This is a genomic window from Rhodococcus sp. NPDC057014 (assembly GCF_042673295.1).
GTDB lineage: Bacteria > Actinomycetota > Actinomycetes > Mycobacteriales > Mycobacteriaceae > Rhodococcus_F.
In genome coordinates, this window is sequence record NZ_JBHUSF010000298.1 from 1 (window position 1) to 11,461 (window position 11,461).

The following is an 11,461-nucleotide window of genomic DNA, read 5'->3' on the forward strand; positions in this document are numbered from 1 at the left end:
GAGGCCGGTGACGTTCTCGTTGACGTGGTAGCCGATGGAGACCAGCAGGATCAGGGCCAGTGCGCCGATGGCCCAGTGGGCGCCGTGCTCGAGGTACACGTAATCCGAGAGTGTGCCCTTGCGGACCAGGAACACGGTGATGGAACGGACGAACATCGCGCCGACGAAGCCGAGGCCGAGGGCGATGATGATCGGGTCGGACGTGATCGCGAACGCGCCGATCACACCGTCGAAGGAGAACGACGCGTCGAGGACCTCGAGGTAGAGGAACAGGAAGAACCCGGCCTTGCCGGTGGCCTTGGCCAGCGCGGTCGGGCCGCCGGTGGATCCTTCGACCGGTTCGCCGTCCTCGTCTTCCTCGGGGGTGTTGAACAGTTCACCGAGGCCGTTGACGGCGATGTAGGTGACCATGCCGAGGACGCCGGCGATCATCACGGTGGACACGGTGTCCTCGGGGGCGATGTAGGCGGCGGTGATCAGCAGCAGGACGCCGGCGAGGATGACGGCCAGCTGGTCGAGCTTGCCCGCGCGGGCGAGGGGCTTCTCCAGCCAGGACAGCCAGGTGATCTCGCGTTCTTCGAGGATGAAGCCGAGGAACAGCATCAGCAGGAACATGCCGCCGAACGCCGCGATCTGCGGGTGCGCGTCGGTGAGCAGGGTTTCGTAGCTGGCGCTGCCGTCGGGGAAGTACGCGGCGCCGTCGGCGGGCGGGTTGAGGGCCAGGTCGAGGGCGGCGACGGGGCCGAGGCCGGAGGCCAGCCAGACGATGACGAGGGGGAAGACCAGGCGCATGCCGAACACCGCGATGACGATGCCGACGGTGAGGAAGATCTTCTGCCAGAACTCGCTCATGCGGCGCAGGACGGTGGCGTTGATGACGGCGTTGTCGAAGGACAGCGAGATCTCGAGGATCGAGAGGATCACCACGAGCAGGACGGCCTGGGGGCCTCCGTAGAGCGCCGCGATGATGATGGAGATCACCGTCACGGCGAAGGAGAGACCGAATATTCGCAGAACCACGAAGCGTGGCCTTTCTCTAGTGGGCATGCAGGGTGGTTACTGCAGGGGACGAACACCGGGGGAGGGTTTCACGTCAGGGCCGTGAAACCCACCCCCGGCTGGAGAACGAAGCGACTGTCAGACGTTGACGCCGTAGTCGCGGGCGATACCGGCCAGCCCGGACGCGTAGCCCTGGCCGATGGCGCGGAACTTCCACTCCGCACCGTTGCGGTACAGCTCGCCGAAAACCATAGCGGTCTCGGTCGACGCGTCCTCGGACAGGTCGTAGCGGGCGAGCTCGTTGCCGTTGGCCTGGTCGACCACACGGATGTAGGCGTTGCGCACCTGGCCGAACGACTGCGAACGCGTCTCGGCGTCGTAGATGGACACGGGGAACAGGATGCTCTCGATGTTCGCGGGGACCGCCGCCAGGTTGACGTTGATCACCTCGTCGTCGCCTTCGCCCGCACCGGTGGTGTTGTCGCCGATGTGCTCGATCGAGCCGTCGGGCGAGCGCAGGTTGTTGAAGAACACGAAGTGCTGGTCCGACACGACCTTCTTGTCGGCACCTGCACCGATGGCGCTGGCGTCGAGGTCGAAGTCGGTGCCGGTGGTCGAGCGGGCATCCCATCCGAGTCCGACAGCCACCGCGGTCAGGTTCGGGGCCTCCTTCGTGAGAGAAACATTGCCGCCCTTGGTCAAGCTGACGCCCATTCAGGGGTCCTTTCGAGAGGAGGTGGGTGGACCCTCGACAGCTGTCGAAGATTCCGGGTTCGTCGTGCGACACCACGATAATGAATTTGTCCGACTTGTCCCATCCCGCGATCTGTCCACAGGTTTGTGCACAGGCAATTCCGGTCCACTCGGCGTTGTCGCCCCGACCAGTACGATTCAGGGCGTGACGAGCGGATGGGCGGGACGCTTCCGAGGAAGAGCCCGGGGCGACGACTCGGCTCGCCGCGCCCACGACACGATGGTCGCAGCGTTTCTCGATATGGACAACCGGCAGAGCATCGCCGCCGCCGCCGTGGACGCCTCCGCAGAGCTGACGCCGGAACGTGGAATCCGGCGGGCCTGGGAACCGGTTCGCGACGGCTGCTACCAGGCCGCCACCGCGTATCTGGAGGCGGAGGACCGGTTCGGAAACGTCCAGTCACCCGAGTCGGCCGCCGCCTTCGAGCACGTGACGCGGCAGTTGGTGGCGGCGACGCAGATCCTCGACGAGTTCTATCGCACACATCGCGGCCATCTCGAGGAGTCGACCGCGATGCTGGCGGCCGTACCCCAGGTCGCCCAGCAGGCACTGCAGGTCGCCGCCGCGGCGCAGCACCGGGTGCAGACCGAGGGTGCCGCGTACGCCGGCTACCCGTCGCTGCGCGACCGGGGAGCCGCACTCGACGCCGCGGTCGTGGCGCTGCAGGGCGCCCGCGGCGCGAACCCGGTCCGCACCGCTGCGGCGCGGGTGCGGGAGGAGTCGGCGGCGCTCGAGAAGGCGCTGGCGGCGGCTCCGTCCAAGGAGCGAGATGCCGCGCACGCCGTGTCGTCGGTGACGACGAGGATCGCCGCGGTGCAGACGCGGGCGGAACGGCTGGCGCCCGCCTATTCGGCTCTGCTGCGCGAGTTCAACGCGGCCAGTTCGGCGGATCTCGTTCACAACGACCGCGAGAGCCGTAGGCACATCGAGCAGGCGCAGACCGATCTGCAGCAGGCGCAGAAGGCTCTGACCGCGGGAAATCCCGAGGGGGCGCTGGATCTGACGGCCGCGGCGCGGACTCATCTGGTCGATGCGGAGGCGAACGTCGACGGCGTCACCGATCGTCTGCTGTTGCTCCGGGAGGTCCGGGAGAACCCGCGGTCGAAGGAGAACGAGATCAGATTTCGCCTCCGCGACGCCCAGATGTTGGCTGTCAATCGTGGGCTCGTGAGGGAATGGGGGTCGGTCCTGGACGCTCAGCTCGAGCGAATCGACCGAATTGCAGGGACACTGACCGGGCGGCATCCCGACTACTGGGCGTACGTCACCCAGCTCGATGCCGTGTCGGCGTTCATCGCCGAGGTGGTTCAGAAGATGAGAGGACACACAGGGCAGCGATGACACGGGGGGACGATGAGCATTAGCGAAGAGGTTGTGACGACGGCGGTGCCGTCCGGTGTGACGACGGCGGTGCGGCACGTGCGGCACTTCCATCATCTGGATCCGGAGACGCACGGGCGGTTGTTCCTGCACGCTCCGCAGGCGCTCGGGCCGGACGAGGATCGCACGGTGCTGGCCGTTGCGCTGGGCGCGACGCTGTACGTGCCCGCGAACAGGTCCGACCTCGCGGAGACCATCCTGCGCCGGTCGGCTGACGGCGTCTGCTCGATGGTCCTGGACCTCGAGGACGCCGTGGCGGACGACCAGGTGGAATCGGCGTTGCTCAACGCTGTCGACGCACTGGATCTGCTGGCGACCCGCGGTGGCGCGCGGATGCAGCTGTTCGTGCGGGTGCGGGCCGCCGAGGACCTGCGGCGGATCGCCGGCCTGCTGACCACGGGTGTCGAGGTGTTGTCCGGGTTCGTGTTCCCCAAGTTCGGCAGTGCGACGGGCGGCGCGTTCCTCGACGAGCTGGCCGCGGCGTCGGAGCGGCTCGGCAAGCAGTTGTATGCGATGCCGGTGCTCGAATCGCCTGCTCTGGTGCACCGCGAGACCCGCGACGACGAACTCGCGAAGATCGGCGCACTGCTCGTCGAACACCGCGAGCGGGTTCTCGCCGTGCGCATCGGCGCCACCGACATGTGCGCCACGTTCGGCATCCGCCGCGACCGCGACCTGACGATCTACGACGTGCGGGTGGTCGCGGACGCGATTGCCGCCATCGTGAACTTCCTCGGCCGCGCCGACGACACCGGGCACGTCATCACGGGTCCGGTGTGGGAGTACTTCGCCGATCACGAGCGGATGTTCCGGCCGACCCTGCGCGCCACGCCGTTCGAGGAACACGACGAGGTGCGGTTCCGTCAGCAACTGGTCAGCCGGGACTTGGACGGTCTGCTCCGGGAGATCGCCCTCGACCGTGCCAACGGCATCCAGGGCAAGACCGTCATCCACCCGACGCACGTCGCGGCCGTGCACGCCCTGTCCGCGGTGACGCACGAGGAGTACCACGACGCGCTCGACATTCTCGGCGCCGAGGGCGTCGGCGGCGTCCAGGCGTCGGGGTACCGCAACAAGATGAACGAAATGCGCCCGCACCGCAGCTGGGCCGAGAAGACACTCGTCCGGGCGAAGGTGTTCGGAGTGACCAACGAAGGAATCACGTTCGTGGATCTGCTGACCGCACTGGCCGTCCGATGAGTTCACCCACCGCCGTCCGCGCGGTGCCCTGGGCCACGGAGCATCTGGGGTTGACGCTCGCACACGGGGATTCGAGTTCGGGTCTGACGATCCCCGAACTCGTCGAGCCGGGTCTGCGCCGCAACCCGCGACGCGCCCACCTGCTCGTCTCGACGGTCCTCGGTAAGCACGTGCCCACCGATCCGGGCGCCGTGATCGGCGCCGGTGACCGGCTCGGTGATCTGGTCGCCGATGTCCTCGGACCGGATGCGGACCCCGTCGTGCTCGGGTTCGCGGAGACCGCAACAGGTCTGGGTCATTGCGTCGCCGCGCGGCTGCGCGCCCGGTGCTACCTGCACTCCACGCGCCGGGACGTCCCCGAGATCGGGACGTCCGCCGGGTTCGAGGAGGGGCACTCGCACGCGACCAGCCACCAGCTGCAGCCGACGTCCGTCGAGTTGTTCGCGGGCGATCGTCCGCTCGTCCTCGTGGACGACGAGATCTCCACCGGGGCCACCGCGGTCGACGCGATCCGCGCGCTGCACCGGCAGAACCCGCGCAGCCGGTACGTCGTGGCGTCGCTCGTCGACATGCGCGACCAGAGCCACCGGGACGCCGTCGACGCCGCGGCCACCGAACTCGGTGTGCAGATCGACAGCGTGAGTCTGGCGTCGGGGCGCACCGAGCTTCCCGACGGGCTGATCGACGCCGTCGGTGCGCTCCCGGACCCCGTGCTCAACCCCGTCGGCGCGCGGACCGGGATCGTGGAGCGGGCCGACATTCCCTGGCCCGCGGCAGTTCCGGAGGGCGGGCGTCACGGCTTCCTGCGGGAGGACACCGAGGCGTTCGATGCGGCCGTCGCATCGGCGGCCGCGGCGCTCCGTGACCGTCTCGACCCGCAGCGTCCGGTGATCGTCGTCGGACACGAAGAGCTGATGTACCTTCCGCTGCGGCTCGCGGACACGCTCGCCGCATCCGGGTTCCGGGTTCGGTTCCAGACGACGACACGGTCGCCCGCCTACGTGCTCGACCAGCCGGGATACCCGTTGCGCCGCGGATTCCGCTTCACCGCCCCCGAGGACGGCGAAGAGCAGCCTCGGTTCGTCTACAACGCGCAGTGGCCGGACGAGGACGCCGTCGTGGTCGCGGTCGTCGACACCGCCGCCGACACCGACCGTCTCACCGCGCGCGGCGGACTCCTCGACGTCCTCACCGCGGCGGGAACCGATGTGCTGCTGGCCGTCGTGTCCGGCGCCGACCCGCGGTCGCTGCGGGCCGCACGCGCGGGAGCCTCGTCGTGACGGCACCGCTGACCGGCCCGGCGTTCGGTTCGTACGCCGCCGGCGAGGTGGGCTGGCTGCTCACAGACCTGTCGCACGTCGACCTCGAGGCCGACGTCGCCGAGCGGGAGCGCCGCATCCAGTCGGGTGAAGCCCACTACGCGGAGACGCTGCCCATCGAATACCAGCCCGACGCGGAGTACCGCGAACTGTTCGAGAAGGTGCTGCAGGACAGCTCCATCCGGCTCGCGCGCGCGGTGGGGACGGTCACCGACCTCGTGCTGGCCGAACGGGGCACCGACGTCACCCTCGTGTCCCTCGCGCGCGCCGGAACCCCGGTGGGCGTGCTCATGCGCCGCTGGGCGCGGGACGTCCACGGCCTGACACTGCCGCACTACGCGGTCTCGATCGTCCGCGACCGCGGGATCGACGCCGTCGCGCTCGACTACCTCGCGCGTCACCACGATCCGAAGAACGTGGTCTTCGTCGACGGCTGGACGGGCAAGGGCGCCATCGCCCGCGAGTTGTCGCAGGCACTCGCCGAGTACCGCGACGCCGGGGGCGCCGAGTTCGACGACGACCTCGCCGTCCTCGCGGATCCCGGGCACTGCGTCCGCACGTTCGGTACCCGCGACGACTTCCTGATCGCGTCGGCGTGCCTGAACTCCACCGTGTCGGGTCTGGTGTCGCGCACCGTCCTCAACGACACACTGATCGGCCCCGGCGACTTCCACGGCGCCAAGTTCTACGCGCACCTCGCGGGCGAGGACGTGTCCAATCACCTCCTCGACGCCGTCAGCGCGTCCTTCGCGGACGTGCGCGAGCACGTACCCGGCGACGTCGAGGAACTGCTGCGGTCGGACCGGACCCCCACCTGGGACGGCTGGAAGTCCGTCGAGGCGGTCCGGGAGCAGTACGGAATCTCGACTGTGAACTTCGTGAAGCCCGGTGTCGGCGAAACCACCCGGGTGCTGCTGCGCCGGGTGCCGTGGCGGGTGCTCGTCCGCGACCTCGACGCCCCCGAGCACGCACACATCCGGCTACTCGCCGCCGCGCGCTCGGTTCCCGTCGAAGAGGTTCCCGGCCTGGCATATTCGTGCATGGGCCTGATCAAGGATGTGACATGACCGCGCTGATCGCGACCGACCTCGACCGGACCATGATCTACTCGCGCGCGGCGATGGAACTCGCCGTCACTGAAAGCGACGTGGCGTCCGCGGCCGGCGACGACGATCTTCTGTGCGTCGAGGTGTACGACGGCAAACCGCTGTCCTACGTCACGTCGGCCGCCGAGGCCATGCTGCGCACGCTCACCGCGTCCGCCGTGGTCGTGCCCACCACCACGCGCACCGTCGCGCAGTTCGAGCGCATCGACCTGCCGGGGGCGCCGTGGCGGTACGCGATCACCACCAACGGCGGGAACATTCTCGTCGACGGCGTCCCCGATGCGGGCTGGCGGTCGGGCGTCGACATCGCGATCGCAGACGGCGGTGCGTCGCTCGTGGAGGTCGGGGCCGAGCTGAGCCGACGGATCGACGACAGCTGGGTCCGGTCGTCCCGGGTGGCCGACGAGTTGTTCTCCTACCTGGTCGTGGACCTCGACGCGATGCCCGCGGGCTTCGTCGAGGAGTGGAACGACTGGTGCGGGGAGCGGGGCTGGGGAGCGTCCCGCCAGGGCCGCAAGATCTACACGATGCCCGACGCGGTGTGCAAGAGCCGTGCGGTCGCGGAGGTCCGTTCCCGGCTCGTCGACGACGGCGTGCTCGCGCCGGAAGCGCCGGTGCTCGCGGCGGGGGACGGGGCGCTCGACGCCAACATGCTCAGTGCCGCCGACGCCGCGATCCGCCCCCGGCACGGCGAACTCGAAACGCTCGACTGGCAGCATCCGACTCTGTCCGTGACCGGAAGCAGCGGGATCGCCGCCGGTGAGGAGATCCTGCGCTGGTTCTCGGACCGCGTCGGGCGGGGTGCGGGGACGACGGCCGCCGGCGCTCTTTTGTAGGTTGTAGGCAAATAGACCAAACGGGACAAACCCGACGCTCCCACAGTGAAGGAACCACCGCAGTGTCCACTCCGCTAGCCAAGGGCCAGAACGGCCCACTGAGCGTCGACGACGTCATCGTCTCCCTCGAGCTGACCGCCGCCGCCGACCTGTCCGCGCTGCTCGTCACGGATTCGGGGAAGGTCCGGTCGGATGCCGACTTCGTCTTCTTCAACCAGCCGTCCGGTCCCGGGGTGCAACTCGTGCCCGGGGCCCCCGGACAGGCGGCGTCGCTGAAGGTGTCGCTCGGCGCGGTGCCCGCCGACATCGCCCAGGTGCGCGCGGTCATCACACTCGACGACGCCACCAGCAACTTCGGCCGCTTCGCGCCGCCGACGGCCCGGGTCGCCGACGGTGCCGGAAACGCGCTGTACGAGTACCGGATCGAAGGACTGAACTCCGAGTCGATCGTCATCGCGCTCGAGCTGTACCGCCGCCAGGGCGCCTGGAAGGTGCGGGCCGTCGGTCAGGGTTACGCCGGTGGTTTCGCCGCGCTCGTCACCGATCACGGTGTGTCCGTCGACGACGCACCCGCACCGGCGGCCGCCCCCGTCCAGCAGCCACCGGCACCGCAGGCCGCCCCTGCTGCTGCCTACCCGCCGCCGGCCGCTGCACCGGTGGCACCGCCTGCGCCCCCGGCTCCGGCCGCTCCGGCCGCTCCGGCCGAGGTCAGCCTCACCAAGTCGCGGCCGGTCAGCCTGAGCAAGGGCCAGAAGGTCACGCTCCGCAAGGACGGCGGCGTCGCGCTGACGTACATCCAGATGGGACTCGGCTGGGATCCGATCGAGAAGCGCGGCATGTTCGGAAACCGTTCCGCCAACGTCGACCTCGACGCGTCGGCGGTCCTGTTCGCGGACAACAATATGGTGGACGTCGCCTACTACGGCCAGCTGACGTCGAAGGACGGGTCGATCCGGCATCAGGGCGACAACCTCACCGGTGAGGGCGCGGGCGACGACGAGGTGGTCCTCGTCGATCTCACCCGCATTCCGCCGCACGTCTCGACCATCGTGTTCATCGTGACGTCGTACCGCGGGCACACGTTCGAGCAGGTCAAGAACGCCTTCTGCCGCCTGGTGGACACCACGTCGAACGCCGAACTCGCCCGGTTCACGCTGCAGGGCGGGATGCCGTTCACCGGAATGGTAATGGCCAAGGTGTACCGGGTGGGCGGCGAATGGAAGCTGCAGGCCATCGGTGAAGGCATCCAGGCCAAGCACGCCGGTGAGGCCGCGCCTCAACTCGGCCGGTTCCTCGGCGTCTAGGGGCGGTTGGTGACGGTCCACCTCGTTCCGGGGCAGAACGCCCCGCTGCCGTCGCGCGTACTGCGTTTCCGCGCAGTCGACGCGTCACCGGTCGACGTCTCGGCGTTGATCGTCGACGGCGATCTCCGCGCGCTGTCTTCGGACCATTTCGTGTTCTACAACCAGCGGCGCGGCGCCGGGGTGGAACTCGACGCGGACGGAACGGTCCGGCTGCAACTGGACGAGGTGGACGCCGCCGCGGCGGGCGTGCTCTGTGTGGTCAGTGTCGATCCGGCATCCCCGGGCGGTCCGGCGACGCTGGCCCGCGAGGCCCTGTCGGCCACGCTCACCGATGAAAGCGGCCGTACCGTGGTCGTTTTCGACGTCCCGCTGGTCGGTACCGAGGCGGCCGCGATCTGCCTGGAGATCTACCGCCGCGGCACCGACTGGAAGGTCCGCGCCGTCGGGCAAGGATACGACGGCGGCCTCGCCGAACTCCTCACCCGGCACGGCGTCGACGTGGACGAACCCGCGCACCCTGTCGCCGAGGAGGTTCCGGCGACGGACGGCCCGGCGGGCATCCCGCTCGACCCGGCCCACTCGTTCGAGAGAGCGTGGATGATCTTCGAGGACGCCGCCCGGTCGGCGGCCTCGTTCCGATCCTCCCGCGACTACGCGCAGGCGCGGCTGGACGACGAACTGTCCGCGTCGGTGGCCGACCCGTCCACCCGCAACAGTCCGGCGGTCGCGCAGTCGCAGGCCAGGGCGCAGGAACGCTGCGACGACCTCGTCGCCGAGGCGCAACGCAAATTCGACGGCGAGACTTCGCAACTGGCCGAGGAACTCCGCGCCATCGACCCGCTGCTGCCGCGATCGCTGGCGACGTTCGAATCCGCCGCGTGGACGAACCCGGTCACGAGCAGCGCCGTGACGGACGGACTGAGGCTCGGCGAGTTGTCCGCACCCGACCTCGGCGAACTGCGGATCCCGTTCTGCGTCCACTACCCGCTGGGGCGTCCCCTGTGGATCGTCGGCGAACCGGCCGAGGCCGCACCGGTGGTCGCGGCACTGGCCGCGCGCATGCTGGTGGCATCGCCCGCGGCGGCGGGGCGGCTGGAGGTCGTCGACCTCAGCGGCTCGCTGCGCACGTTCACCGAACCCCTCGGAGCGCTCCTGGCCTCGCCCGTCGTGTCCGCGGCCTCCGACATCACCGCCCGGCTCACCGCGCTGTCCGAAAGCGTCGACCTCGCAGAAATGGCGGCCCGCAGCGGAATCCGGGACAACTTGCCGGAACCCCGGCTGGTGATCCTCGGCGACTTCCCGCACGGGTACGGCGCCGAGGACGCCGCCCGCATCGTGCACCTCGCCGACCACGGTCCCGCGGTCGGGACGTCGCTGATCATCGTCGGCGACAGCGTCGGCGCCGCTTCGGATCCGGGAGTCGCGGTGCTCGAACGCATCGCGCAGCAGGTTCCGACGTCGGGGGTTCTCACCGTCTCCGACCCGTGGACGCGCAACGACTGGATCCTGACCCCCGACCGGCTCCCGGACCACCCCCTGCACCGGGCGTCGGTGCTGGATTCGCTGACCGGCCACGAAAAGTGAGTGCACCGTGACACGTCTTGCGCGCGGCGAGAACGTCGAGATCGTCTGTTCGCCGACGAGTGTCGCGGTCGCCGGTGCCCGCCGAGGCGAGGTCGACCTGATGGTCTTCCAACTCGGCGCGAACGGACGGGTGCGGTCCGACGGGGATTTCGTCTTCTTCAACAACCCCAGTTCACCCGAGGGGGCCGTGCGGTTGGCAGCGGCAGACGGCGTCGACCTCGATCTCGCGGCGGTGCCCGCCGACATCGACAAGCTCAGTATCGCCGTCGCCCTCGACGACTCGGTGCCCGGCAGTCTCGCCGATCGCGTCGGGTTGGGCGTTGTGATCGAGAACTCCGGGGTGTCGCTGGGGGCGGACGCGTCCGGGCTGAGCACCGAGCGCGCCGCCGTACTCGTCGAGGTGTATCGGCGTGGTTCCGGATGGAAGGTGCGCAACGTCTCGGCCGGGTGGGACGGCGGGCTCGCTGTCCTCGTCACCGAGCACGGCGTCGACGTGACGGATTCCGACTCCGCCGACGATGTTGCCGTGCGAACGGTGCCGGACGAGCTGGGTCTGACGTTCGAGAAGCGGCAGAAGCTCGACATGCGCAAGCGTGAAGTCGCGAAGGTGTTGCTGCACAAGGATGCAGGTGAGACGCGCGCCCGAGTCGTTCTGGTGATCGACAAGACGGGCAGCATGCGGCGTCAGTATTCGACCCGGGCGATCAACCGGGTGGTCGAGCGGATGGTGCCGGTGGCCACGCAGATCGACGACGACGGTCGCCTCGAACCGTATCTCTACGCCAAGAACTTCGCGCGCCTGCCCGACATCGCCGTGCACGAGGTCGACAGTTGGTGCGATACGTTCCTGCATCTCGGCGGCGTCCACGGCGGAATCGACTACAAGGCAATCGGCGGCTACAACGACGAACTGCCGATCATGACCGACATCGTCTCCAGTCTGCCGCCGCGGGGCGGGACCCCCACCCTCGTGCTGTTC

Annotated in this window: 10 protein-coding genes; 8 read left to right on the forward strand and 2 right to left on the reverse strand. The window is 69.2% G+C overall.

Annotated features, from left to right (window positions below):
• Together ACFTZB_RS36425 and ACFTZB_RS36430 are read right to left on the reverse strand one after the other, a co-directional pair.
• Positions 1-1,020, reverse strand: a 1,020-nt coding sequence (locus ACFTZB_RS36425) for a DUF475 domain-containing protein (protein ID WP_378439349.1), incomplete at its 3' end; no start/stop codon positions are given.
• Between the two features lie 117 nt (positions 1,021-1,137).
• Positions 1,138-1,713 (reverse strand): TerD family protein, encoded by a 576-nt coding sequence (locus ACFTZB_RS36430; protein ID WP_009475137.1) that lies wholly within the window; start codon positions 1,711-1,713, stop codon positions 1,138-1,140.
• A 259-nt stretch (positions 1,714-1,972) separates the two neighbouring features.
• Between ACFTZB_RS36430 and ACFTZB_RS36435 the strand changes: the two genes are divergently transcribed.
• The 8 genes from ACFTZB_RS36435 to ACFTZB_RS36470 all read left to right on the forward strand — a co-directional run.
• Positions 1,973-3,094, forward strand: coding sequence for a hypothetical protein (locus ACFTZB_RS36435; RefSeq protein ID WP_378439365.1), 1,122 nt, complete (start codon positions 1,973-1,975; stop codon positions 3,092-3,094).
• Positions 3,095-3,106: 12 nt separating this feature from the next.
• Positions 3,107-4,333: an HpcH/HpaI aldolase/citrate lyase family protein gene (locus ACFTZB_RS36440; protein WP_378439351.1), complete on the forward strand. Its 1,227-nt coding sequence runs from the start codon at positions 3,107-3,109 to the stop codon at positions 4,331-4,333.
• The gene (locus ACFTZB_RS36445; protein WP_378439353.1) at positions 4,330-5,613 is read left to right on the forward strand and encodes a phosphoribosyltransferase family protein; all 1,284 of its coding nucleotides are present in this window, start codon (positions 4,330-4,332) and stop codon (positions 5,611-5,613) included. The genes ACFTZB_RS36440 and ACFTZB_RS36445 overlap by 4 nt, the downstream gene beginning before the upstream one ends.
• Positions 5,610-6,719, forward strand: coding sequence for a cysteine protease StiP family protein (locus ACFTZB_RS36450; protein ID WP_378439355.1), 1,110 nt, complete (start codon positions 5,610-5,612; stop codon positions 6,717-6,719). Before ACFTZB_RS36445 ends, ACFTZB_RS36450 begins: the two co-directional genes overlap by 4 nt.
• On the forward strand, positions 6,716-7,594 hold the full coding sequence (locus ACFTZB_RS36455; protein ID WP_378439357.1) for an HAD family hydrolase: 879 nt from the start codon (positions 6,716-6,718) through the stop codon (positions 7,592-7,594). The genes ACFTZB_RS36450 and ACFTZB_RS36455 overlap by 4 nt, the downstream gene beginning before the upstream one ends.
• A 62-nt stretch (positions 7,595-7,656) precedes the next feature.
• A complete protein-coding gene (locus tag ACFTZB_RS36460) occupies positions 7,657-8,898 on the forward strand; it encodes a TerD family protein (protein WP_378439359.1) in 1,242 nt (413 codons plus the stop codon).
• A gap of 9 nt (positions 8,899-8,907) precedes the next feature.
• Positions 8,908-10,482, forward strand: a complete 1,575-nt coding sequence (locus tag ACFTZB_RS36465; protein ID WP_378439361.1) for a TerD family protein — start codon at positions 8,908-8,910, stop codon at positions 10,480-10,482.
• A 7-nt stretch (positions 10,483-10,489) separates the two neighbouring features.
• On the forward strand, positions 10,490-11,461 hold a 972-nt coding region (locus ACFTZB_RS36470; RefSeq protein WP_378439363.1), incomplete at its 3' end, for a VWA domain-containing protein.

What these genes read in the sequence shown, in the direction of transcription:
- ACFTZB_RS36445 (WP_378439353.1), top strand. Translation starts at nt 4,330, where the DNA reads ATGAGTTCACCCACCGCCGTCCGCGCGGTGCCCTGGGCCACGGAGCAT.
- ACFTZB_RS36430 (WP_009475137.1), bottom strand. Translation starts at nt 1,713, where the DNA reads ATGGGCGTCAGCTTGACCAAGGGCGGCAATGTTTCTCTCACGAAGGAG.
- ACFTZB_RS36440 (WP_378439351.1), top strand. Translation starts at nt 3,107, where the DNA reads ATGAGCATTAGCGAAGAGGTTGTGACGACGGCGGTGCCGTCCGGTGTG.
- ACFTZB_RS36435 (WP_378439365.1), top strand. Translation starts at nt 1,973, where the DNA reads ATGGTCGCAGCGTTTCTCGATATGGACAACCGGCAGAGCATCGCCGCC.
- ACFTZB_RS36455 (WP_378439357.1), top strand. Translation starts at nt 6,716, where the DNA reads ATGACCGCGCTGATCGCGACCGACCTCGACCGGACCATGATCTACTCG.